Genomic DNA, 26,075 nt, shown 5'->3' with positions numbered 1-26,075 from the left:
CATTATGAGTGCAAAAAAAGGCTTACATCTTACGCTGAAAATTTGGAGACAAAAAAATAGTAAAACTAAAGGTCAGTTTGAGACCTATAAAATATCAGATGTATCTACAGACTCTTCATTTTTAGAGATGTTAGATATCCTGAACGAAAATTTAATTAACGAAGGAAAAGAACCTATCGCTTTCGACCACGACTGTCGTGAGGGAATCTGCGGTATGTGTTCTCTTTACATCAATGGTAGAGCTCATGGACCTGATACAGGTATCACAACTTGTCAGCTTCACATGAGAATGTTCAAAGATGGAGAGACTATCGTTATTGAACCTTGGAGAAGTGCTGCTTTCCCTGTTATCAAAGACTTGATGGTAGACAGAAGCGCATTCGACAGAGTAATGGCAGCAGGAGGTTTCATTTCTGTAAACACTTCCGGTAATACACTGGATGCTAACGCGATTCCTGTTCCGAAAGAAGATGCAGATAAAGCAATGGATGCTGCAGCTTGTATCGGATGTGGAGCTTGTGTAGCGACATGTAAAAACGGATCTGCAATGTTATTCGTTGGAGCAAAAGTTTCTCAGTATGCATTACTTCCACAAGGTAGAGTAGAAGCTAAGAGAAGAGTTCTGAACATGGTGAAAGCTATGGATGAGGAAGGATTCGGAAACTGTTCAAATACCGGAGCATGTGAAGTAGAGTGCCCTAAAGGTATTTCTCTTGAAAACATTGCGAGAATGAACAGAGAATACATGGCTGCTCTTGTAGATCAAGGATAGAATTGATTCAAATACATAGAAAATCGCCTTCATTTTTGGAGGCGATTTTTTTATGAAAAAGAAGACTCTGTTAAAGTTTGTTAACTTATGGCCGGATCTTCGTCATTCTTTATTTATTAACTATATATTTGAAAGGTAGTTGAATCGTTTTTATGAAAAAGCTTTCAAATGCTTTTTACCATCAAAAAGGTGTCATTCAATAATTGGAATACCCCTTTTGAACGGTAATAATAAATTTTTTAAAAAAAATAATTAGTGTGAATTAGCAAGCCCTAAAAAGCGTATTTTTGTGTAATATTAAAAATTGAAATGAAAAAATATCTTTTATTGTTTATCATCACATTCTTTGTGATGTCTTGTTCAAAAAAAGTAGAAGTAAAAGGAAAAATTACCGGAAGCTCACCATTGGAAAGAATTGAATTTGTAGAAGCTTCAGGAGTAGGAACCCTGCCTTTAATTAATATAGGTCTCGATAAAGACGGAAACTTTTCAGGAAGTTTTGATGCTCCTAAGGATGGGATGTACGTAATCAACTACGCAGGCAGACAAAGCCTGATCTATCTTGAAGGAGGACAAAAAGTGAATATCTCAGGAAACGGAGCTACCTTCCCAAATGAATATGTGATTACCGGAGATGCTAAAAAGAATAATGATTTCCTTACAGCTTCTCAGAAGTTTTTAGCTGAATATGGTAATAAAGTTAACTTAGGCGCTTTGATGGCAGGTGATGAAGCAGCATTTTTAAAAGGGATGCATAAAATTGAAGCGGATATTAATAAAAACGTAGATGACCTTGCTAAGAAAAATAATCCAAGCAAAGGATTATTAGAGTGGAAAAAAAATGATGTGAAAGTAACCATTCTTAATTTGCTTGCCAACTATGAAATGTCTCACGGTCCTATGTCCGGAAACCCTTCTTACAAATCATCTAAAGCTTTTAAAGATTATGAAACCCAGTTAGAAACAGACAAAGAAGCAATGGTGAAAACTATTCCTCTTTACAGACAATATCTGCTGGTAAAAATGACTCCTGATTTCCAGAAATATGCTGAAGCAAACAGCAAAGGAAAAACAGGTATTACAACTTCTGAGATGTTTGCCCAGTATTTAAAAACTAAAAAAGATTTATCTCAAACAACAAAAGATTATCTTCTTGCATTTGTAATGGCCCAGGCTGATATTCATCCAACAACTCCGGCTGCCAATATCGACAAGATTAAGAAGATCATCGATTCAGATATTAAAGATGCTACTATTAAAAGCGACCTTTTAAAAATGCAGGTAGCGATTACAGGACTTAAAATCGGAGAGGCAGCTCCCGAAGCAGCTTTAGCAAAACAAGACGGAAAAGCTTACAAGCTTTCTGAAAACAAAGGAAAACCTTATATGCTGTTCTTCTATGCTTCATGGAACCCTTACATCAGCGAAGCTACCGTACCTGTATTAAAAGAAGTCGTAAACTTCTATAAGTCTAAAATGAATTTTGTATTTGTAAACGTTGATGATACAAAAGACCAGTTCATTAAAACTAGTAATTCTTTATTAAAAGGAATTCAGGGAGTAAATGTTTACGGAGAAGGAGGATTGAACTCAGATATCGCTAAGAAATATGGCGTATACGGATTCAAATTGCCTTGCTTTGTCATCATCGATAAAGACGGTAAAATTGCCAGCAGGTCTTTCGTGAACCTTGGTGAGCAGGAATTGGTGACCATTCTTGATAAACTGACAGGTCTTTCTGCTCCGAAAGTAGATCCGAATGCACAAATGCAGCCACAACTGCAGCTTGATCCATCTGCAATGCAGCAAGCTCCACAGCCAGCAAATCCACAGCCGGCTCCAACAAAATAATAAACTTTAACACTGTATAGAAACCTTATCTTCGGATAAGGTTTTTTTTATTGTATTTTTGCAAACTGGAACGTAAAAGTTTCAATTAGGAAAATAGAAAATTTTAGAATGAGTAGGAAGAAAAAAAGAGATCTGACTCTTGAAAATATAAAATTGTTGACTGCCGGAGCAAAAGGCGTGGCAATAGGAAAAACAGAGGAAGGTAAAACAGTAATGGTAACAGGCGCAATTCCAGGAGATATTGTGAATGTGAGAGTGAAGAAAGCCAAGTCAAAATATTATGAAGGCGAAGCCATTGAAGTTCTTGAAAAATCACCTTACAGAGTAGAACCTAAATGTATTCACTTCGGTACCTGCGGAGGGTGCAAGTGGCAGAATATGAGCTATGAAAAACAGCTTGATTTTAAACAGGAAGAAGTTTACAATAATATCAAAAGAATCGGAGGAATTGATGACTTTGAAACGGTGCCGATTCTAGGATCTGAAGAACAATATTTTTATAGAAATAAAATGGAGTTTTCCTTCTCTAATGCGAGATGGCTTACTCAATATGAAATCAGCTCCGAAGAAAATTTCGGAAGCAAAGATGCCTTAGGTTTTCATATTCCGGGAATGTGGAGCAAGATTCTTGATTTGAAAGAGTGTTTCCTTCAGGAAGATCCTTCCAATGCCATTAGACTGGCTGTAAAAGAATATGGCGTTAATACTGGCCTTGACTTTTTTGATGTGAGAAATCAGGAAGGTTTCTTAAGAACCTTAATGATGAGACAGAACTCCAAAGGAGAGTGGATGGTTCTTTTCCAGCTTTACAGGGAAGAAAAAGAAAACAGAGAAAAACTTTTTGAATTCTTATTAGGCAAATTCCCGCAGATTAAAACATTGGTGTATGCTATTAATCCTAAGCAGAATGACTCTATTTATGATTTAAATATCAATGTATATTTCGGGGAAGGTTACCTTATGGAAGAAATGGACGGACTGCAGTTTAAGATCGGCCCGAAATCATTCTTTCAGACCAACTACAAACAGGCGCTGGAGCTATACAGAAAAACATTGGAGTTTGCAGATCTTAAAGGAGATGAAGTAGTGTATGACCTTTATACAGGAACAGGAACAATCGCCCAGTATGTAGCAAGAAATGCAAAACAGGTGATCGGAATAGAATCTGTACAGGAAGCCATAGACGCAGCAATAGAACACGCCGCATTGAACGGATTGACAAACACAACGTTCTATTGTGGAGATATGAAAGATATTTTCAATGATGAATTTATGGCCAACCACCCTAAAGCAGATGTGCTAATCACGGATCCTCCAAGAGACGGAATGCATCAGAAGGTTGTAGAGCAGATTTTAAAACTTTCACCTGAAAAAGTAGTTTATGTAAGCTGTAACTCAGCAACACAGGCTAGAGATCTTGCACTGATGAAAGATCATTATACTTTAGTAAAGATCTTACCGGTAGATATGTTCCCGCAAACGCACCATGTTGAGAACATTGCATTGCTTGTTAAAAAATAAATTATTTAAATTTGAATTTCAAATCTTAATATGAAGTACTTTAAATTTCTCATAGCAATCTGCTTTTTAGGAATGTTTTTTTCCTGTGGCGGAGATGATGATATCTGTGAAAGCGGAGAAGGAACCCCCAGAATGAAGGTAGGTTTCAGAACATTGGCGGAAGGAAAGGATACAACCATAGATACATTGTATGTATCAGTAGACTATGGCGGAGGAAAGGTGGATTTGGGAAAACTTGCCAACATTGATTCCAGGTTAATTCCTTTACGTGTAGACAACTCACCCTATACGGATGTTTATTTCAAAACCAGATTCAAAGGCCCGGAGTCTCATGTAAGAATCAGCTATAGTTCAAAGTCTACCTATGTATCTCCGGGATGCGGAATCAAAAAATCTTATGAGAATTTAAGTTCAGAATTAGTAACTCCGAATCCTGTTCTGAAACTGGAAGCCGGGCAAAATCAAATAGAGAATGAAGACAAGACTAATCTTTACCTTTCTTTTTAGTTTATTGGGAATAATAAGCTGGGCACAAGAGAAAAAAAAGGAAGCAGAGAAGAAAGTTCATGAGAAATATGAACCCAATTTTATGGTTGGGCTTGATGTTCTGAACACCGGAGCCGGATTCTTTTCAGACAGAAAACTGTATCAGGGATTTATTTCGTCAAAGATAAAAGGAAATCTGCATGCTATTGCGGAAGCAGGTTTTGAAAAGAATGTGTACCAGAAGAATGGTTATGATGCAAAGGCAAGCGGTCCCTTCGTTAAGTTGGGGGCTTTCTATATGCTGGCAAAAGATGCAGAGAATGAATTCAACGGATTTTATGCTGGAGGAAAAGCAGCAGGGTCATTCTATAACCAGGAATATATGGCAATCCCCGTTCGCGGATTTGGAGGTAGTAATTCCTCTGAAGCATTTCCTTCATCCTCTCAGTCTTCTTTCTGGCTTGAAGGTACGTTGGGGGGCAGAGTGCAATTGTTTAGTTCCAATTTTTATATAGATGTAAATCTTCAGCCACGATATATGGTTTACACTTCCAAACAGGATGATATTTCTCCAATGATCGTTCCCGGTTTTGGAAGAAGTTCCTCAAAGTTTAATATGGGGTTTGCATGGAATATTGCTTATAAGTTCTAAAAATAGTAATACATAAGTTTTAAAATACATAAAATACAAACTTTAGATTGTTCTAAAGTTTGTATTTTTTTTAATAAATATACTCATTGGATGTATAATGTTAAAAAATAATAACTTATTTTATTTATGTGAGTTATAAAATAGTTATATTTGGCGGAAATTATAATTGTGTTTTAATTTATGAAAAGAGTATTTACTGCTTTAATGTTAACTTGTATAGGAGGGGCAGTGTTCGGGCAATGGACACCAACTTCTCTTAAAAAAGGAGACGACAACAAAAGAAGTACAGGATTTAGAGTAGATCAATCTAATGTAAGAGGTAACGGGTACTATAAACTGGACCTTAACTTACTGAGATCTCAGCTGAAGAATGCACAGGAAATGGGAGCCAATTCCACTCCTGTAGTAATTTCTCTTCCTACTATGAGTGGGAAGATTGAAAGGTTTAATGTATACAGTTTTCCGGTAGTTGTAAAAGAGCTGGCAGACAAGTATGAATTGGGATCTTATGTTGGAACAAGTGTCGATGACCCTACCAAATATTTAAGATTCAGTATCGCTCCTAATGATTTTCAGTCAATGATTATCCATGGAGATAAATATGAATTTATCGATCCGGCATCAGCAGACAAAACCGTTTATGCTGTTCATCCTAAAACAAAAAAGGATAAAAACGGTTTCCTGTGTTCTACAGAAGAATCTCCTGCTGCTAAGAAGGATATAGATGCTTTATTGAAAAATGGACAGTCTTTTTCTAATCAGCCAACAACTTTTAACAAAAGTTCTGATAAGAAATACAGAACAATGAGACTGGCAATGTCTGTTACAGGTGAGTATACACAATACTTTATGACACTTGCAAACGTGCCTGCCACTGCTACGGATGACGAGAAAAGAGCTCCTGCTCTTGTTGCTATCAATAATACCCTAACCAGAGTAAATGGAGTTTTTGAGAAAGATTTTGCATTGCACCTGAACCTGCAGAACTTTCCCAATGTAATTTATATTGATCCGGCAACCGATCCATATGCTGCTGCTGCAACGGGATCACAAGGAGCTTGGAATACACAGCTGCAAGCAGCTCTGACAGCCAATGTTGGAGATACCAATTATGATATCGGACACTTGTTCGGTAAATCAGGAGGTGGAGGAAATGCCGGATGTATCGGATGTGTATGTATCAATCCTACAACTGCAGTTCCTAAAGGAAAAGGTTCAGGATTTACTTCTCCGGCGAATGGAATCCCGTCTGGTGACGCTTTTGATATTGATTATGTTGCACACGAAATGGGGCACCAGTTAGGAGCTAACCATACTTTCTCTCATAATCTTGAAGGAAGCGGAGTCAATATGGAACCAGGTTCAGGAACAACGATCATGGGATATGCAGGTATTACCGGCCCTGATACAGATGTTCAGCAAAACTCTGATCCTTATTTCCATAAAGCAAGTATCGGTCAGGTACAGGCTAATTTAATTGCAAAAACTTGTGATGTAGAAACTACAATCACCAACAATCCACCGGTAATTGCTGATCTTCCAACATATACCATACCTAAAGGTACTGCTTTTGCTTTAACAGGTTCTGCTACAGATCCTGAAAATGATCCAATGACTTATTCCTGGGAAGAGGTAGATGATGCTTCAGTTTCTATTGATAAGTATAATTTAGGAAATACAACATCAGGAGCTTCATTCAGATCTGCTGCTCCAAACGCAAGCCCGACAAGATACTTCCCGAAATTTACTTCTGTAATGAACGGAGTATTAAATAATGCGAACAATACATGGGAAGCTGTATCTACTAAGGCAAGAACTACAAATTTTGCATTAACGGTAAGAGATAATAATTCCAATGTAGCCCAACAGCAATCTGCTTTTAAAATTCAGACTATTGTTGTAGGAGATAATGGTCCTTTCAGATTAGCTAACCAATATGCTGATGTGAATACGCCAACGCCAATTCAGTGGATTGTTGCCAATACCAATGCAGCTCCTTATAATGTTGCGAACGTAAAAATTGACTATACTACAGATAACGGTACAAACTGGACTGTATTATCTGCTTCAACACCTAACGACGGAACTGAAAACTTTACTTTCCCTTCTTCATTGAATGGTCAGACTATTAAAGTAAGAGTTTCTTCAATAGGAAATGTTTTCTATGCAGTAGGACCTGTCACTATTGCACCTCTATCTGCTTGTAGCAGTGCTGCGCCAACTAACGTTGTGGTAAGCAATATCACCGTGTCTTCAGGAAGTGTATCCTGGATGTCTTATACTGGTGCAACTTATAAAGTACGTTACAGAAAAGTAGGTACAACAGTTTGGACTGAAGCAGATACATCAGTGCCTTCAATCAACCTGAACAGTTTAATTGATGGTACTACGTATGAAGTTCAGGTAGCATTAGTTTGTGGAAGTACAGTAGGAACATATTCTGCATCTGTGAACTTTAGTACACCTTCACTTACTTATTGTACAGCTTCTACAACAAATGCAAACTATGAGTATATTGCGAATGTAACTGTAGCAAATATAAATAATACTTCAGCAAGCAGTACTTATACAAACTATACAACGAATTCAGCTCTTCAGATTAACTTAACAAAAGGAAATACATATCCTATATCTGTTAAAGTAGGCAACCCTGATGTTGCAGATTATGATGCTGTAGCCGCATTTATTGACTTTAACAAGGATGGTATTTTCAGTGATTCGGAAAGAGTATTGAATTATCCGGTGACTTTAACACAGCCATCAACGGTAGTAAGTGGAAACTTTGCGATTCCTAGTAATGCAGTAGAAGGACAGCCATTAAGAATGAGAGTTGTAGCATTCTTCGTTGGTGCCGGTACAGGGAATGGAAACGTTGGTCTGTCATTACCTGCAGAATATGTATGTGATGTTAATTTCCAATATGGAGAAATTGAAGACTATAATGTAGTGATCACGGGTAACCTTTCTACTTCTGAAAACGATGTTAAAAATAATGGTATTCAGATTTATCCAAATCCTGCAACTGATGTTTTAAATATTACTAAAGTTTCAGATAAAGCAACTTATAAAATTTATAGTGCTGCCGGACAATTAGTAGACAGAGGAAATATCAATAATGGAAAAGTAAATGTTTCAGCTTTAGTTAAAGGTGGTTATATAATTACCATTGATGATAAAGGAATTGAACAATTCAAATCTAAATTTATCAAGAAATAAAGATAACCTTTAAATATTAGTAAATCCCCGGAACTTCCCGGGGATTTCTTTATTTAGATCATAAGTAGTTAATTTGTTATTTTTTTATAAAAAAAACATAAATGTACTTATAAATTAATAATAAAAAATGATTAGATTTGTGTGATTAATATTATAATGAAAACATTATGAAGAAATTCTTTACCTCTTTAATTCTGTTTCTCTGTTTGATTTGCACAGGCTTTGTATCCAAAGTCTCGGCTCAGGCAGGCCAGATCGGGACAGGAACGGGTACCTCTGTGTATCTCCCCATACGTTCCTATTATGGGTATAGTTATTCTCAGCAGATTTATACTGCTGCAGAGCTTACGACTGCTATAGGCACGTCAAACTATATCACGGCTATAAAGTTTTATTCCACCACCGTTGCATCCTCTCAGGCTGTATATAAGGATTGGGTGGTATATATGGGAAACACAACCCAGAATAACTTTGCCACCAATACAAGCTGGATTCCGGTAAGTTCTATGACTCAGGTGTTTGACGGAGTTTTACCTAACCTAACGAATGGAAGCTGGGTAACTCTTCAATTGTCTACACCATTTTTATGGAATGGAACAGACAACCTTGTGGTTGCTGTCAATGAAAAAACTCCTGATTATGCATCTTCTCCAGGTACGGCCTGGGGATCATACAATGCAGGAGCGAACAGGGGGATCATCTATTATGAAGATAGTGCAAATCCTGATCCTGCAGCACCTCCTTCTGCAAAAGACAGACTTGCAGATATTCCGAGAATACAGTTGGAAAGCCACGCGCTTTCAGCTTGTTCAACAGCGCCGCCTACCAATATTACAGTTTCAAACCTGACAACAACTTCTGCTAATGTAGGATGGTACCTTTCCTCAGGTGCTACTTATGTTGTAAGATACAGACCTGTATCAGGGGGAGCTTGGACAACAATCAATGTGACAACTCCTATGGTCGCAAACCAGATTATTACCGGATTAACTGAGCAGACTCAATACGAAGTTCAGGTAGCGACTATCTGTGGAGGTACACAGGGAGCATTCTCTTCCAGTGTCAACTTTACAACTCCTGCACTTACTTATTGTAATTCAGGTGCTACAAGTACCTATATTGACGGATATATCAATCAGGTTTCTGTTAATGCACAAGGTGCTCCGTCTATGTACAGCAACTCCGGTCAGAGTGGCTATACAGATTACAGTACAGATCCTGCTAGAGTAGTTACTTTGGTAAGAGGGGGTACAGCTACCGTTTCAGTTTCAAAAGCTTGGCCCGGTACTCAATATAGTTTCTTAACAGGAGTTTGGATTGACTTTAACCGTAATGGTGTTTTTGAAACAACTGAAAGAGTACTTACTTCACCAAGTAATACAACAACTCCGGTAACAGCTACATTTACAATACCAACCGCTGCCGGTGGTGCCTATACAGGAAACCTGACTACAAAAATGCGTGTTGTATTAAATGAATACAGCCCTATTAACGCTTGTGGAACTTATTATTATGGTGAAACTGAAGACTATGCAGTAAAACTTATCGATTTAGCAGGATGTTCTACAGCACCGCCATCTAATATCATGGTTAATAACATAACTCCTTCTTCAGCGAATGTTACCTGGACATCAACTACCGGAGCTACTTATATCGTAAGATACAGAGTTTCTCCTTCCGGAGCATGGCAGCAGATTGCAGTAAATACACCATTAATCAGTAACCAGATACTTACCGGATTATTGGAGCAGACTGCATACGATGTACAGGTAGCCACTGTTTGTGGAGGAGTAACAGGTGCATTCTCACCTACTGTTACCTTTACAACACCTACTCTTACTTACTGTACAGCAGGCCCTACAAGTAATACTGCAACAAGCGGATATATTAATAATGTAACTGTTACCCCTACGAATACTCCTATTATGATGAGTAATTCAGGATCTGACAATTATAAAGATTATACACCGGATGCTACAAGAGTAGTGATCTTTGAAAGAGGTTCAGCAAATAATAAAATTTCTGTAAACAAATACTGGCCAGGTTCTTCTTCTTCATATGCAGTTTCAGCCTGGGTAGACTTTAACAGAAACGGAACATTTGAAACCAGTGAAAGAATTCTTAATACCACATACAATTCAACTACTCCTGTAACGGCTACTTTCTCAGTACCTACCGTTGCAAGTGGTAACGTGTATACAGGAAATCTTCCTACCCGTATGCGTGTAGTAATGAGATATTTTGATAATGCTAACCCTTGTGGTACATTCACTCAGGGAGAGGTGGAAGATTATGCAGTAAAATTTGTAGATGCTCAGCCTTGTTCAACAGCTGCTCCAACAAATATTACAGTAAATAATATCGGAGCTACTACAGCAACGGTATCATGGGTGGCAACAACAGGAGCTACTTATAATATCAGATGGAGAGTTTCTCCGAGTGGAGTTTGGCAAACCGCTACAGTTCCTGCAGGTCAGAACTTCTATGGAATTACCGGTCTTACAGAGCAGACTAATTATGATGTTCAGGTTTCTACCACGTGTAACGGTTCTACAGGATCTTACTCTTCAACAGTAACATTCACGACCCCTCCATTAACTTACTGTCCAATGACAGGAACCGGTACGAATGATCATATTTCGAATGTAACTGTTACCTCTTCGAACCTTGGAGTTCCGCCAATGAATAATACTTCGGTACAGACTAATTATACCAGCTATACAACTCCGGAGACTCTAATTACTTTAGATGTAGATTCTCAGAATAATAAAATCTCCGTAGCAAAAGGCTGGACAGGTGCAACAGGTAACGATGCTGTAACAGCCTGGATCGACTTTGACAGAAACGGACAGTTTACAGATGCCGAGAGAATCTTAATTTCTCCAGCCAATACAACAACTCCGGTGACGGCTACTTTTGCAGTTCCTTCAAATGCTTACACAGGACTATTAACAACTACAATGAGGGTTGTACTGAAACGTACAAGTGCTCCGGTAATGTGTCAGAACGCAGTGGATGGAGAAGTAGAAGACTATAGAGTAAGAATCAGACCTTGCAGCAATGCAACTCCTAACGCACCAACATTTACAACAACACATACAACAGCTACTGTTACCATCACAGGAGCAGGAGTGAGCTATGTGGTGAGATACAGAGTTCAGGGAACAACGGCATGGACACAGGTATATGCTTCTGCACAATTAGGTAACCTGCCGTTAGTAATCAGTGGATTGACACCGGCAACTACTTATGAAGTAGAGGTTGCGGCAATCTGTGGAGATATTGTTGGAACAGCAACACCGATCAAAACATTCACTACAAGATGTGATCCTACTCCTCCGAATGTGACAGTAACTAATATTACTCCAACAACAGCATTGATTACATGGTCTCCGCTTGCAGCAAGTTCTACGTATACCATGAGATGGAGAAAAGTAGGTACTACTACATGGGCTACTATAAGTTTACCGGCAGCTCCTGCCAATACTTATGTATTAGGAAGTGCAACTCCTTTAGAGCCATATACAACTTATGAAGTACAGATTGCTAACCAATGTAACGGTGAAAGTACATTAAATCCATATTCTAACCCTAAAGTATTTACTACAGAAAGAATATGTGAGATTCCGCCTCCGGGATTAACAATTACCCAATTGCTTCCTACATCAGCGGCAATTCAGTGGGATCCGTTCCCGGGAGCAACATATGTGCTTAGATATAGAAAAGTAGGTATTCCAAGCTGGACAGAAGTACCATCATTAGTTAATAACCTTGTATTGACAGGTCTTACAGAATTAACAAAATATGAAATGCAGGTAGTAAATATCTGTAACGGTACACCAGGAAACTATACTCCTCCTTACTACTTTACAACTCCTACAGTAATCTACTGTAAGATGAAGGCTGAAAACTCAACAGGAGAGCATATCTCTAAAGTTACAGTGAAGCCTACTGGTAAGAAAACAATGGAGAATGAATCCGGAGCATCTACTTATACAGATTACACAGGAGTTCCTAAAACATTCATCGAGATGATCCAGGGATCTACTGACAATGAGATCATCATTGAGAAAAAATGGACAGGAACTACTTACAACGAAGGAATCGCAGTTTGGATTGACTTCAACAGAAACGGAGAGTTTGACATCAATGAAAGAGTATTTACTTCTTCGCCAAATTCAAATAGCCCTGTTTCAGGTAAATTCAATGTACCGGCAGATGCCTTTGTAAGTATGACAGATTATAAGTATGTAGTGATGAGAGTAGCCATGTCGAGAGACGGTATCCCTGTAAACTGTACTGACTTCAAAAACGGAGAAGTAGAGGATTACACGGTAAGAATCTCTAAACCTGTTGTTGCTAACCCGGTTGATCAGACAAGTGTTATGATTTATCCTAACCCGGTAAGCTCAGTGCTGTTTGTGAAAAATGTTAGCAAGAGAGCTAAATATAAGATTTACAATGCAGCCGGACAGGTTATCGCAGACGGTATCTTACTCAACAACCAGATCAATGTAAGCAGATTGATTAACGGTGTTTATGTAATTGATATCGACGACAACGGTAATACTACCCAAAAGAAATTTATCAAAGAATAATTATTTAAATTTCAAATAGAATAAGCCTCCAGAAATGGGGCTTATTTTTTATAAAAAGATCCTGGTTGAATAACAACCTTCCAGGAAATATTTTTGCAGAAAAAAAACTCGTTAGAAAAGCTTCTAACGAGTTTTTATTTATTCAATACTGAAAATCACTTTTTCAGTTTCTTCTTTTAATTCTTCCAGATTGGTATTATTGTAGATAATGCAGTCTGCCATTTTAATTTTATCCCTTTCGGGCATTTGTTTTTCCATGACCGCTTCTACCTCGCGGTAGGTTTTATTATCCCTGTCCATTACTCTTTTGATTCTGATGTTATCCTCGGCTGTCACCAGAAGAGATTTATAACACTGTCTGTTAAGTTTCAGTTCAAATAACAAAGCTGTTTCTTTAAAAACTAGATACTTGCTTTGTTTCTTAACCCAGTTTTCAAAATCAATTTTTACAGCAGGGTGAATAATTTCATTCAACTGCTGAAGCAGGTCTCTGTTTTTAAAAACTTTATCCGCTACAAATTTTCTGTCATACAATCCGTTTTCATCATAAGCATCTTCACCAAGAAGTTCTTTGATTTTTATTTTCAGATCCTCACTCTCATTAACTATAGCTTTTGCTCTGTCATCGGAATAATAAACCGGAAAGCCGAATTCCTCTATAAAGCGTGCTACTGTGGTTTTTCCGGAACCTATTCCTCCTGTTAAACCAATGATCTTGGGTGCTGGTTCCGGCTCTGTCTGCTGTGTTTCTGAATGTAATTCTTCCATGATTAAAAATTAATATCCAAAAACATCATTAAAGCTAAACGTCTCATCAAGTCTTACCCCTTTATCAGTCATTTTAAGACTTGCCAATTCGTTATGAGCATCATGTTCAAAGAATAATAAATATTCGTTGTCTACACACTGCTTAAGGAATTTTCCTTTTTCTTCCAGTGTTAAAAGAGGTCTGGTATCATATCCCATCACGTATACCTGATTGATATGTCCTGCGGTAGGAATAAGATCGGCTGCAAAAACAACCGTTTTTTCCTGATATTGGATTACCGGAAGCATCTGCTTTTCCGTATGTCCGTCTACGAAGATAACGTCCATCTTCAGATCAGGAGCGAAACCGTAGTTTCCGGTAGTGGGAAGCGGTAAAAAATTAAGCTGTCCGCTTTCCTGCATTGGCATAATATTTTCCTTCAGGAAGCTGGCTTTTTCCCTTGCATTAGGTTCTGTAGCCCACTGCCAGTGATTTTCATTCGTCCAGAAGTTGGCGTTTTTAAAGGCAGGTCTGTATCCGGTTCTGTCGTCATTCCATTCTATAGCTCCGCCGCAGTGGTCAAAGTGAAGATGAGTAAGGAATACATCCGTAATATCTTCCTTTATAAAGCCGTATTTTTTAAGATTTTTATCAAGAGTATCGTCTCCCCAAAGCGAATAATGTCCAAAAAACTTGTCATCCTGTTTGTTACCTAAACCGCAGTCTACCAGGATTAATTTTTTTCCATCTTCAATAAGCAGAGAACGGGTTCCCAGCTCGATCAGGTTTTTTTCGTCTGCCGGGTTTGTTTTTTCCCACAGACTCTTCGGGACGACTCCGAACATAGCACCGCCGTCCAGTTTAAATTTTCCACATTGTATTGGATATAACTTCATATGTATATTTTGATTATTTCTTTATTAATTTCATTTTCTCCGCAATTTTTCTTGCGTTATCATCAGATTGTTCAAGTTGAGTAATGATGTTGTTAAAATCATTCTCTTTTCTGTTCTGAGAAAGTTTTTGTTTGATGAATATTTCGGTTGGAATAACTTTAATCCCAAAAGCACCTTTCATTTCCTTTTCCACAAATTCCCTTCCCATGTCTTTCACCATCATTGGACATTGCTGAAAACTTTCATATTGGGACGTTAATTTATCCAAATGGGCATACAGTTCATCATGATTCATTATTTCAACTTTTCCGTGAATCTGTACCGCCTCATAATTCCAGGTGGAAACATTCATATGATCATACCAGCTGCTGGATATATAAGTGTGCGCTCCCAAAAAGTCACAAAGAACTTCATCTCCATTCTGTATGGTTTTTGCCTGGGGATTAGCCCGTGAAATATGGGTTTCAATGTAAATATTTTCAGGATTATCCTCATTAAGCATCATCATGGAATGGGTTGCCCGTATCTTATCAACAGAAGAAATCAGTAAAGCAAAAGAGTTTTCTTTGATAATCTCTCTCATCAAATCGTAATCTTCGCTTCTGTATAATTTAGGTATAAACATAAACTAATCAATTCTCATTAACCTTAAACCTTAAACTTTTAACCTTGAACTCAAAACTTTGAATTTAAAATAGCTCTCCCGGGTTTTTAGGCCTTGTAATATTCAAATGTTTGTAAGCTTTGTCGGTAACTTCCCGTCCTCTTGGAGTTCGGATAATAAAACCTTCCTGAATCAGAAACGGTTCATATACTTCTTCCAGTGTTTCCGGATTTTCGGCAATTGATGTTGCCAGGGCAGAAATACCAACCGGTTTTCCTTTAAAATTTTCAATCATGACACGCATGATTTTATTGTCCATTTCATCCAGACCAAATTCATCCACATTTAAAGAGTCCAAAGCATATTTTGTGATCTTGATCTCAATCTCACCATTTCCTTTGATTTCAGCAAAATCACGTACCCTTCTCAGTAATGCATTGGCAATCCTTGGCGTTCCACGGCTTCTTCTTGCTATTTCTATCGCAGCATCCTCATAAATAACAACACCTAAAACTCTTGCACTTCTTTGAATAATGGTTGATAAAAGCTCAATAGAATAATATTCCAGCCTGCTCTGAATCCCGAATCGGGCAAGCATTGGCTTCGTAAGCATTCCGCTTCTTGTAGTAGCTCCCACCAGAGTAAACGGATTTAAGCCGATCTGTACACTTCTGGCATTAGGACCTGTTTCCAGCATAATATCAATCTTATAGTCTTCCATGGCAGAATACAGGTATTCTTCTACTACAGGAGAAAGACGATGAATCTCATCAATGAAAAGAACATCATTTTCTTCCAGATTGGTCAACAAGCCCGCTAAACTTCCCGGCTTATCCAATACGGGGCCGGATGTAATCTTGCAGTTTACCCCAAGTTCATTAGCGATAATATTGGCCAGAGTCGTTTTACCCAGCCCCGGCGGACCGTGTAATAAAACATGATCTAGTGCTCCGCCACGTCTTTTCGCAGCGGTAACAAAAACCTCAAGGTTCTCCAGCGTTTTTCTCTGTCCCGCAAAATCTTTAAAGCTCTGGGGACGGATCTGCTCTTCCTGCATCAGCTCCTCGTTTGAGTAGTTTTCCTTATCTGGATGTAAAAAATCTGGCATTAATTCATTTCATTTACTTCAAAGATAGCAAATTTAGACAAAGGTTGAAGGCCAGATTGAGAAAACGTTGAGATTGATACAGCGGTTTAAGCCTGGGTTGAAAATGAGAACCGCTAAGATTTAAATAATTGGGATATTTTAAGTATTTTTGAGAGAAGAAATTATTAATACATATTAATGAAATTAATAGGACCATTTAAGCAGGTGGTAACACTTGCTAATTTACCATTAAGAGGAAAACTTTCTGATGAGCAGCTTGAAATTATTGCAGACGGAGGAATTGTAGTAGATCAGAATACCATTCAGAAAGTTGGAAGTTTTGAAACATTAAAAACAGAAAATCCCACTATAGAAATTGAACATATTGAAGGAGAGCAGGTTGTTCTTCCTGCTTTTATAGATTCACATACCCATATTTGTTTCGGAGGAAACCGTGCCAACGATTTTGCTATGCGCAATGCAGGGAAAACTTATCTTGAAATTGCGGAAAGTGGTGGTGGAATCTGGAGTTCTGTACAGCATACAAGAAATGCGTCAGAAGAAGAACTGTTAAAAACCTTAATAGAAAGAATCAACTTTTTGGTTGATCTGGGAATTACCACCATTGAAGTGAAGAGCGGTTACGGCCTGGATGTGGAAAACGAGTTGAAGATGCTTCGTATGATTAAAAAAGCTCAGAATGAAACTAAAGCCACTTTAGTTCCTACCTGCCTTTCAGCCCACTTAAAACCAAAAGATTTTGAAGGAAGTAACCCTGAATATCTGGAATATATCATTACCGAAATTTTACCGAAAGTAAAAGAAGAAAGCTTAGCGAATAGAGTAGATATCTTTATTGAAAAGTCTGCTTTTCAACCGGAAGAAAGTAAAGAATTCTTGCTGGAAGCAAAAGCGTTAGGTTTTGAAATTACCGTTCATGCAGATCAGTTTACCCCTGGAAGTTCAAGAATTGCAGTAGAAGTGGGAGCGAAGTCTGCAGACCATCTGGAAGCAACTATTGACGAAGATATTCAATTCCTTGCAGAGTCTGACACCGTAGCAACAGCTCTTCCCGGAGCAAGCCTGGGACTTGGTGAGAAATTTACCCCTGCAAGAAAATTATTAGACGCAGGTGCTATCGTGGCTATTGCTAGTGACTGGAATCCGGGATCTGCGCCAATGGGAAATCTCATTACCCAGGCTTCTATTTTAGCCACCTTCCAAAAGCTTACAACAACTGAAGTTTTGGCAGGGATGACCTTCCGTGCTGCTTATGCATTGAACCTTGAAGACAGAGGACAATTGGAAGCAGGGAAAAAGGCCGATTTTGTCACTTTTAAGACCAATAATTTCCAGAATGTACTGTATAACCAGGGAAGCCTTAAAGCAGAACATGTTTATATTGATGGAAATAAAAAGTAACTAAAAACATAACAATGAAAATTAAATTAGAAGAGATTAAAGAAAAATATGTCTCGCTTGGTGTTTCTGAAAAGAATGTTGAATATGCGTTGAATGCTGTAAAATCAGGAACTAAAAAAGACTTTATTATGAAGAACTTGACTTCAGATGTTAGAAAGGTAGAGTCTACTACAGCCAATAATATGTTGGATGAAATGTTTGTTGCAAATGGAGGCGAATTTAAACTTGAAAATAGAGGAGGTTATCTTTATTCTACATTTTACTTAATAGCTATTGTTGCTTTAGGTATTGTGACTTTTTATTTTAGTAAAGAAAATAGAAGTTTGCAATTTAAATTTAGTGGCGTTTTAATAGTATTTATAGTTTTATTTTTCAGAACATTTATACCTACAATAAGAGGCAGGTTTAGAGAATAATTTTAGATTATGATTTGGCAAGGCAGATTGGACGGAGAAGAACTTCTCTATCACAGAATATTTCAACGGGTAAAAGAAGAACGTAATTACGACAATATTTCTACAGGAGATTTTGCATTGCACGGTTTTGCTGTAGATGAAGGAGTAAGAAGAAACAAAGGCCGTCAGGGAGCAAAAGATGCTCCGGATGTGATCAGGAAAAATATGTCTAATTTTCCGGTGATTCTTCCTGACTTTTCCATGCTGGACTTTGGGAATGTTACCTGTGAAGACGGCAATCTGGAAAATACTCAGAATAACCTTGCCAAAAATGTGTCAAAAGTACTTTTAAAAGGAGGAAAATCTCTTGTTTTAGGTGGAGGTCATGAAGTGACGTATGCTCATTATCTGGGCGTTAAAACAGCCTTTCCGGAACAGAAAATAGGAATCATCAATATCGATGCCCATTTCGATAACAGACAGCCGGAAAAAAGAGTAGGGCCAAGCTCCGGAACCGGGTTTTGGCAGATTGCTCAGGAAGGACCTATCCATTCTTTGCATATTGGAATCCAGAGAAACTCCAATACATTAAAGCTTTTTGATACCGCTCATCAATATGGAATGAAATATATTCTGGCAGACGAATTATTTTTTGAAAATCTTACCTCCGTCTATCAGCGTATTGACGAACTGCTGGACAGTGTAGATTATGCCTATCTTACCATTTGCATGGACGTCTTTAATGCATCAATCGCTCCCGGAGTTTCCGCGGCGGCATATAACGGTATCTTTGCAGATACAGCTTTTATGCATTTTTACAGACATATCTTAAAAAATAAAAAACTGGTAGCGCTGGACGTGGCAGAAGTGAACCCTTCTTTCGATATCCAGGACAGAACAGCAAGACTGGCAGCATGTCTTGTGAACGAATGGCTAATGATTTAAGATAAAGTTATATTCTTCCGATAGAGAAAATCATTATTTTATTGACCCTTAAGGAATGGAATTTGCTGATTTCACCGTGCTTTTAAAATAAAGGCGCTTATAAATTCATTAGCTGAATTTAAAACAGAAATTTATATTATGGAACAATTAATTGAAAGCAAGCTTATTAAAGCAGATAAAGCGTTTTCAGTGTGGAGAAAAGTGCCGTTTGAGGAAAGGCAGAAGTTAATTGCAAAAGCAGCGGAAATTTTAAAGAATAATTCGGAGAAATTTGGAAAGATAATTACAACAGAAATGAATAAACCCATTTCAGAATCTATTGCTGAAGTGGAAAAGTGCGCTTTGATGATGAATTATTATGCAGACGCCGAGAATACTTTACAAGCAGAAAAAGTAGAATCGGAATTTGCTTATTCTGAAGTTCACTATGCTCCGAAAGGAGTAATCTTAGGTGTAATGCCGTGGAATTTTCCTTTCTGGCAGGTATTGAGATTTGCTACTCCCGCCATTTTAGCAGGAAATACAGTAGTTTTGAAGCATGCTTCAATTTGTTTCGGAAGCGGAAATGCCATTGAAGAAGTTCTTCTTGAAGCAGGTTTTCCGGAAGGTGTTTTTCAGAATCTTGAGGTAGGACATAAAGCGGTAAAGGAAATCCTTGAACATGATACTGTAAAAGGAGTAAGCTTGACAGGCAGCGGAAAAGCCGGAGGAGAAGTAGCTTCAATAGCCGGTTTAAATATCAAAAAATCTTTGCTTGAATTAGGAGGAAGTGATGCATTTATCATTTTTGATGATGCAGATCTTGAAGCAGCTGCCAAAGCCGGTGTAAAATCAAGACTTCAAAATTGTGGACAAACCTGTACAGCGGCAAAAAGATTTATCATTGATGAAAAAATTGAAGATCAGTTCTTGCCAATCTTTATTGAAGAATATAAGAAATATGAGATTGGAGATCCTTTAGATAAAGAAACCAAACTGGCCGGAATGGCGAGACCTGACCTTGCTGATGAACTGGAAGCTCAGTTCAACAGGGCATTGGAAAATGGTGCTGAAATTATTATTCCTCTGGAAAGAGTTTCTGAAAATGAATTTAAACCAGGTTTAATCAGAGTGAAGGAAGGAAATCCTATTTTAAAAGAAGAACTTTTCGGGCCTCTGGGTATGGTGATGATTGCGAAAAATGATGAAGAAGCTTTACAGATGGCCAATGATATTCCATTCGGGCTTTCCAATTCCGTATGGACTAGAAATAAAGACCGTCAGCTATTCTTTATTGAAAACCTTGAGTCAGGAACAGTCAATATCAACCGCATGACCAGCTCTGACCCCCGTTTTCCTTTCGGAGGATCAAAAGCTTCAGGATATGGAACAGAATTGTCTTTACTGGCTTTAAAAGAATTTGTAACAGCTAAGACGATTGTAGGAAATTAAAAGGATAAAATGTCATGCCGAGGAAACAAGGAATCTCAGAGGTTCTTCACTTCACTTCGTTGCGTTCAGAATGACAAACTACCATTTATAAGTTAAAAGTAAACTTTACACTATAAAATAAAAACTCCCGGAAACTTGTTTCCGGGAGTTTTTATGCTGTTACAAAAAGTAATTTTGCTTATTGCTTATTGCTTATTGCTTATTGCTTATTGCTTATTGCTTATTGCTTATTGCTTACACCGTAGTCAATCTCAATGTATTGGTTTTTCCACCTTCATAGGATGGAGTAGCATTGATGTTGATGACGAAGTCTCCGGTTTCGATATAACCATAGTTGTGCGTTAACATATTGACCTGAATGATCGTTTCGTCGGTAGACTTCTTCATATCATAGTAATAGGCATGAACACCCCAAAGAAGGTTCAGCATTGTAATTACTCTTCTGTTACCACTATATACGATGATGTGAGAGTTTGGTCTGTGTGCTGCAAGCTGGAAAGCGGTGTATCCGGAGTGAGTAAGCGTTACAATAGCAGAAACGTTTGTTGTTTTAGCGATTCTTACTGCTGCAAGACAAACCCTGTTGGTAATGAATCTTTCATCAATACAGTTGTAATCTTTCTCGATTGGCTCATTTTTATGTTGGTAGAAGTGAGTCGTTTCGATATTCTTTACAATTTTAGCCATGTTTTCCACAACCTGAACCGGATATCTGCCTACTGAAGTTTCTCCGGAAAGCATTACAGCGTCAGCTCCATCCAATACAGAGTTAGCAACGTCGTTTACCTCCGCTCTTGTTGGTGTTAAGCTATTGATCATCGTTTCCATCATCTGGGTGGCAATGATAACAGGTTTGGAGTAGAATCTTGCTTTTTCTACCAGGTTTTTCTGGATCGCAGGAACTTCTTCCATTGGAACTTCTACACCAAGGTCTCCACGTGCAACCATTAATCCGTCGCATTCAAGAAGAATTTCATCAATATTTTTAACGCCTTCAGGCTTTTCAATCTTCGCAATAATAGGAGTCTTGAATTTACCGTTCGGGTGGTTTGCAATTAATTCTTTCAGGTCGATGATATCCTGTGCGTGACGTACGAAAGACAGGGCAATCCAGTCAACTTCCATGTCAAGCATGAAATTAGCATCCTGAACATCTTTTTCTGTCAGGGCAGGAAGAGAAACATTTGTATTAGGTAGATTAACTCCTTTTTTAGAACTTAACGGACCTCCCTGAATGGTTTTTGCTTTTACAGTATCTTTTTCATTGGTTTCGATAACCTCCAGCATGAGTTTCCCGTCATCAATAAGGATTCTTTCCCCTACTTTTACGTCTTGTGGAAACTGCTGGTAAGTCATATACACCTTAGTGGAATCTCCTTCCATCTTTTCATTGGTGAAGGTAAGAATGTCACCCGGGTTCAGATAAGATCCTTCCTTTACAACTCCCACTCTCAGTTTAGGTCCCTGTAGATCGCCGAGGATTCCTACAGAATAACCATACTCACTGTTTAGCTCTCTAATTATTTCAATATTTTTTCGAACTAAGTCGTAATCTGCATGTGAAAAATTTATTCTGAAAATATCAACACCCGCTTTCATTAGATCTAACATTACCTCCTTCGACGATGAAGCAGGCCCTAGTGTTGCGATAATTTTTGTCTTCTTTAAATACTTATTCATAATACTGGATAATTTGATAAAGTTCCTCTTCAGAACTCAATGTATAATCTTGAATTGGAAAAACAAGATTTTCAGGGAGCAAAATTACGGAAAAATCAGGAAACTGTTCCGAACTATGCAGAATATATTCCACATCTACCTGATTATTTAATAAAAATTTAATGTTTTCTTCTTCTGTAAAGAGTTCTGTCTGGATTTTTTTTTGCTTACTTTCGGAAGATTTATTGGAAATGAAGGTAAAACAGGTCTTTGAAAACTTGTGATAGGCTTCATATCTTGGAAAAAAATAATCATAATATCCCCCATGAAAGACAAGATCTTTCTTTCTTGAAAAACTCAGGTTGTTGATTTGATTTATTTTGTAGAAAAACTCGTGAGCAGGTATATCTTTGGCTAATCTTACCAATCCTATGGCAATATCTTCAAATTCTATATCATCAAGATCATAAAGTTTTTGAATTTCCAAGTATATTTTCTTTTTTGTTTAAAATATAAAATGCCCTCTGTGCTGCTTTTTCCTCTGCCTTCTTTTTGGAAGTCTCTGTTGCATTAGCAATTTTTTCGTCTCCCAGCCATACATGGCACCTGAATACGACAGATTTATTAGCCTGTATTTCCTCGCAGGTTTCGTACTTTATATTGACTTTCTTCTTCTGGCTCCATTCGAGCAGGAGACCTTTATAGCTTACAATTTTGTTTTCAAGCTTATTGATCTCGGAAGGGGTCAGCAACTTTTCCAGAATAATCCTTTTACAGGTATCATAATGGAAGTCTAAATAAACGGCACCGATTAAGGCTTCGAATAAATTTCCAGAGATATTCTCTCCCAAAGCTGATGAGCTGTTCTGCTTTTGCAAAAGGCTGGTAAGCTTGAGATCTTCTCCTAATTTATTGAGGTTTTTCCTATTAACAATCTTAGATTTCATTTGTGTCAGATATCCCTCATTGGCCTGAGGATAAGTCTGGAACAAATGACAAGAAATAATTGTACCCAAAACAGAATCTCCCAAAAATTCAAGTCTTTCGTAATTGCTGTCTTGATTTTTAGAAGAATTTTTCAAAGAAAAAGCTTCGCGGTAAAGAGCAATATTCTGTACCTCGGTACCCAATACTTTTCTAAGCTCGGTACTGAGAAAATACTCTCTCTCCGTTAATTGTCTTTTTCTTTTTTTGAGAAGGAATTTAGAAAAGTATTTCTGTAACTCCATTCATTGAATTTAGATTTTCTTAAATAGAACGCAAGCGTTGTGCCCGCCAAATCCAAAAGTATTGCTCATGGCTACTTTTACATCTTTCTTCACAGCTGTATTAAACGTAAAGTTTAATCGGCTGTCAATATTTTCATCATCAGTAAAATGGTTGATGGTTGGAGGAACAGTACCATGAATAATAGTTCCCAATGCAGCGATAGCTTCAATAACACCCGCAGCACCTAAAAGGTGGCCAGTCATTGATTTTGTAGAATTAATTTGAATGTCATAAGCATGCTCGCCTAATAATTTTGAAATTGCATTGGATTCTGCGATGTCTCCTAATGGAGTAGAAGTACCATGCATGTTGATATGATCTACTTCATCAGCAGTTAAGCCTGCATCTTCCAAACAGTTTTTCATTACCAGATAAGCGCCAAGGCCTTCAGGATGTGGAGCAGTCATGTGATGTGCATCAGCACTTAAACCACCTCCCAGTAATTCTGCATAAATTGTAGCACCACGTTTTACGGCGTGCTCATATTCTTCAAGAACGATACATCCTGCCCCTTCACCTAATACAAATCCATCTCTGTCTTTGTCGAAAGGTCTTGAAGCTGTTTTTGGATCGTCATTTCTTGTAGAAAGTGCCATCATTGCGTTGAATCCACCGACACCACTTGCTGTAACGGCTGCTTCAGAGCCTCCGCACACAATCACGTCTGCTTTTCCTAACTGGATCAGCATTTTGGAATCAATTATAGCATTTGCTGAAGATGCACATGCAGATACAGTTGTATAATTTGGTCCGTGGAAACCGTATTCAATTGAGATATGTCCTGGAGTGATATCCGCAATCATTTTTGGGATAAAGAAAGGGTTGAATCTCGGAATTTCCGTATTGGCCCATCCTAACACTTCAGTTTCAAAAGTCTCTAATCCTCCGATTCCGGAACCCCAGATTACACCAACTCTGTTTTTATCTACATTGTCTTCAATAATGCCGGAATGCGCTACTGCTTCTCTCGCAGCAACAAGTCCCAATTGAGTATTTCTATCCATTTTTTTAGCTTCTTTCTTATCGAAATGCTGTAACGGATCGAAATTTTTTACCTCGCAAGCAAACTTTGTTTTAAAGTTTGTGGCATCAAAAAGAGTAATCGGAGCGGCACCGCTCTCACCTTTCACAAGATTTTCCCAGTATTCTTTTGCATTATTTCCTATTGGTGTTATTGCTCCAAATCCGGTTACAACTACTCTTTTTAATTCCATAAACTTTGTTTAATTTCTTTTTTGTTGAAGAATATTATTTATTTACTACTTCTTCGATGTAAGCGATAGCGTGTCCTACAGTAGTAATTTTTTCAGCTTGATCATCAGGGATCTGAATGTTAAATTCTTTTTCAAATTCCATGATTAACTCAACTGTATCTAGTGAATCAGCTCCTAAATCGTTAGTGAAGCTAGCTTCAGGAGTTACTTCTGTTTCTTCAACGTCAAGCTTATCAGCGATGATAGCTTTTACTCTTGATGCAATGTCTGACATAGTAAATTATTTTTTTAATTGTTAGATGGTGCAAATATATAAAATTCTTTACGATAAAACATTTTTTTAGTCTTTTTTGTGGACCGGAAGCTTTCATTTTAGATTGTTTCGCTTTAGTCTTTTAGTTTTCAGGAGGTTATATTGTTGTTAATGTAGAGGTGTAAATTGTTATGAAAAACCAATAAGAAGATATAGAAGATAGATCATACAAATTTCAGTATTATTAGCTTCGTGTTTTATGAAAACTAGTTTATTTATTTCTGTATAATTACCACTGATCAGCTTTTTAAATCAAAGACTTATAAAGTTTTTTTATAAATTCTTCTTAGACTATACAATTTACTATATAGTTTATCATGTTGGCTGTAATGTTATTTGAAATACCCAAACATTAATATTCGTGACTAACTGAGGATTTTGTCTCATGGCTAGTTACTTAATTAGAATGTTTTGATGAAGACTTGAGTTTGAGTCTGATTTTACCGCTGGTTATTGCTTTGTATAGTAGATAGCTGGAGAAAAATCCGGATATCTTACCATCAATGTATCATTTATTTTTTTTACCCTAAACTCGTCAGCGCTATACAGATTGCCGGTAGTTGGTTTGCGGGTTTCTGTATAAAAATATAATGTACTTGTATATCCTTCTTTTTCAATTGCCAGTACCAGATTTGCATTTTGGGATTGGTTTATTAAGTTGTTATAACTTATATTGTTAGGTAAAATGATATCATCCTGTGTGAATTTTATGTATTGAACTGGTGCAACACTAGTTTGTTTCCAGGCCCAAACACCTTGTATCCATGTTGGCGGGTGGAAATGCTGTGCCGTGGGTGGAGGAGTAGTGGTGTTTTTTTGTTCATTATTAGGTAAGTTATCATCATTTCCGGAACAGTTGAACATTAGAAATGATAATGATAAAAGAGATAATAATAAATTTCTCATGGTTTAGTTATTATATGGTTTAGTTATTATTAAGCTACTCAAATGTTGAATATTGTTATTTAGTTTAAATTCAAAATTTGGTTTGTAATT

21 protein-coding genes are annotated in these 26,075 nt (G+C 37.5%); 11 read left to right on the top strand and 10 right to left on the bottom strand.

All coding sequences use genetic code 11. The annotated features are described in order from the left end of the window. The first annotated feature begins 4 nt into the window (after positions 1 to 4). From AC5YGI_RS08485 to AC5YGI_RS08455, 7 genes are all read left to right on the top strand, one after another. Positions 5 to 772 carry a succinate dehydrogenase/fumarate reductase iron-sulfur subunit gene (locus tag AC5YGI_RS08485; protein WP_062675785.1) on the top strand — a complete coding sequence of 256 codons (768 nt, stop codon included), beginning with the start codon at positions 5 to 7 and terminating at the stop codon, positions 770 to 772. A gap of 309 nt (positions 773 to 1,081) precedes the next feature. Beyond that, on the top strand, positions 1,082 to 2,623 hold the full coding sequence (locus tag AC5YGI_RS08480) for a TlpA family protein disulfide reductase (protein ID WP_227944177.1): 1,542 nt from the start codon (positions 1,082 to 1,084) through the stop codon (positions 2,621 to 2,623). A 108-nt stretch (positions 2,624 to 2,731) separates the two neighbouring features. Beyond that, a complete protein-coding gene (rlmD, locus tag AC5YGI_RS08475; protein WP_330743805.1) occupies positions 2,732 to 4,144 on the top strand; it encodes a 23S rRNA (uracil(1939)-C(5))-methyltransferase RlmD in 1,413 nt (470 codons plus the stop codon). Between the two features lie 30 nt (positions 4,145 to 4,174). Further along, positions 4,175 to 4,651, top strand: a complete 477-nt coding sequence (locus tag AC5YGI_RS08470) for a hypothetical protein (protein WP_330743804.1) — start codon at positions 4,175 to 4,177, stop codon at positions 4,649 to 4,651. Further along, positions 4,617 to 5,282, top strand: coding sequence for a DUF6048 family protein (locus tag AC5YGI_RS08465; protein ID WP_330743802.1), 666 nt, complete (start codon positions 4,617 to 4,619; stop codon positions 5,280 to 5,282). The genes AC5YGI_RS08470 and AC5YGI_RS08465 overlap by 35 nt, the downstream gene beginning before the upstream one ends. A gap of 180 nt (positions 5,283 to 5,462) precedes the next feature. Then, positions 5,463 to 8,498, top strand: a complete 3,036-nt coding sequence (locus AC5YGI_RS08460; RefSeq protein WP_330743800.1) for a reprolysin-like metallopeptidase — start codon at positions 5,463 to 5,465, stop codon at positions 8,496 to 8,498. Positions 8,499 to 8,665: 167 nt separating this feature from the next. Beyond that, positions 8,666 to 13,096 (top strand): GEVED domain-containing protein, encoded by a 4,431-nt coding sequence (locus AC5YGI_RS08455; protein WP_330743799.1) that lies wholly within the window; start codon positions 8,666 to 8,668, stop codon positions 13,094 to 13,096. 138 nt (positions 13,097 to 13,234) lie between these two features. On the opposite strand, the gene coaE is transcribed toward AC5YGI_RS08455, so the two are convergent. From coaE to ruvB, 4 genes are all read right to left on the bottom strand, one after another. Beyond that, entirely contained in the window at positions 13,235 to 13,864 is a 630-nt protein-coding gene (gene coaE, locus AC5YGI_RS08450; protein WP_330743797.1) for a dephospho-CoA kinase, read from the bottom strand. A 9-nt stretch (positions 13,865 to 13,873) separates the two neighbouring features. Then, positions 13,874 to 14,740 carry an MBL fold metallo-hydrolase gene (locus tag AC5YGI_RS08445; protein WP_110008254.1) on the bottom strand — a complete coding sequence of 289 codons (867 nt, stop codon included), beginning with the start codon at positions 14,738 to 14,740 and terminating at the stop codon, positions 13,874 to 13,876. 13 nt (positions 14,741 to 14,753) lie between these two features. Then, the gene (locus AC5YGI_RS08440; RefSeq protein WP_330743794.1) at positions 14,754 to 15,365 is read right to left on the bottom strand and encodes an FMN-binding negative transcriptional regulator; all 612 of its coding nucleotides are present in this window, start codon (positions 15,363 to 15,365) and stop codon (positions 14,754 to 14,756) included. 64 nt (positions 15,366 to 15,429) lie between these two features. Beyond that, a complete protein-coding gene (ruvB, locus tag AC5YGI_RS08435) occupies positions 15,430 to 16,452 on the bottom strand; it encodes a Holliday junction branch migration DNA helicase RuvB (protein WP_110008252.1) in 1,023 nt (340 codons plus the stop codon). A 177-nt stretch (positions 16,453 to 16,629) separates the two neighbouring features. Between ruvB and hutI the strand changes: the two genes are divergently transcribed. The 4 genes from hutI (at position 16,630) to AC5YGI_RS08415 (ending at position 20,624) form a co-directional block, all read left to right on the top strand. Then, a complete protein-coding gene (gene hutI / locus AC5YGI_RS08430) occupies positions 16,630 to 17,853 on the top strand; it encodes an imidazolonepropionase (protein WP_496167987.1) in 1,224 nt (407 codons plus the stop codon). Positions 17,854 to 17,867: 14 nt separating this feature from the next. Beyond that, complete coding sequence (locus AC5YGI_RS08425; RefSeq protein WP_330743788.1) at positions 17,868 to 18,269, top strand: hypothetical protein; 402 nt, start codon at positions 17,868 to 17,870, stop codon at positions 18,267 to 18,269. Positions 18,270 to 18,278: 9 nt separating this feature from the next. Next, complete coding sequence (gene hutG / locus AC5YGI_RS08420) at positions 18,279 to 19,193, top strand: formimidoylglutamase (RefSeq protein WP_446104816.1); 915 nt, start codon at positions 18,279 to 18,281, stop codon at positions 19,191 to 19,193. A 138-nt stretch (positions 19,194 to 19,331) separates the two neighbouring features. Then, a complete protein-coding gene (locus tag AC5YGI_RS08415) occupies positions 19,332 to 20,624 on the top strand; it encodes an aldehyde dehydrogenase family protein (RefSeq protein ID WP_330743784.1) in 1,293 nt (430 codons plus the stop codon). Between the two features lie 234 nt (positions 20,625 to 20,858). Here the strand turns inward: AC5YGI_RS08415 and pyk are convergent, their stop codons facing one another. The 6 genes from pyk to AC5YGI_RS08385 form a co-directional block, all read right to left on the bottom strand. Next, positions 20,859 to 22,304 (bottom strand): pyruvate kinase, encoded by a 1,446-nt coding sequence (gene pyk / locus AC5YGI_RS08410; RefSeq protein ID WP_110008248.1) that lies wholly within the window; start codon positions 22,302 to 22,304, stop codon positions 20,859 to 20,861. Next, positions 22,297 to 22,770: an IPExxxVDY family protein gene (locus tag AC5YGI_RS08405; RefSeq protein ID WP_110008247.1), complete on the bottom strand. Its 474-nt coding sequence runs from the start codon at positions 22,768 to 22,770 to the stop codon at positions 22,297 to 22,299. The genes pyk and AC5YGI_RS08405 overlap by 8 nt, the downstream gene beginning before the upstream one ends. Beyond that, a complete protein-coding gene (rnc, locus tag AC5YGI_RS08400; protein WP_076594972.1) occupies positions 22,748 to 23,512 on the bottom strand; it encodes a ribonuclease III in 765 nt (254 codons plus the stop codon). The genes AC5YGI_RS08405 and rnc overlap by 23 nt, the downstream gene beginning before the upstream one ends. 9 nt (positions 23,513 to 23,521) lie before the next feature. Next, positions 23,522 to 24,766, bottom strand: a complete 1,245-nt coding sequence (fabF, locus tag AC5YGI_RS08395) for a beta-ketoacyl-ACP synthase II (RefSeq protein ID WP_002976350.1) — start codon at positions 24,764 to 24,766, stop codon at positions 23,522 to 23,524. Positions 24,767 to 24,800: 34 nt separating this feature from the next. Next, the gene (locus tag AC5YGI_RS08390; RefSeq protein ID WP_002976354.1) at positions 24,801 to 25,040 is read right to left on the bottom strand and encodes an acyl carrier protein; all 240 of its coding nucleotides are present in this window, start codon (positions 25,038 to 25,040) and stop codon (positions 24,801 to 24,803) included. Between the two features lie 489 nt (positions 25,041 to 25,529). Then, a complete protein-coding gene (locus AC5YGI_RS08385) occupies positions 25,530 to 25,985 on the bottom strand; it encodes a hypothetical protein (protein WP_330743564.1) in 456 nt (151 codons plus the stop codon). Positions 25,986 to 26,075: the final 90 nt, after the last annotated feature.

The organism is Chryseobacterium sp. CS3K3.1 (genome assembly GCF_059515165.1).
Note: the sequence above shows the minus strand (reverse complement) of the source record. Positions and strands in the feature narration are given on the sequence as shown.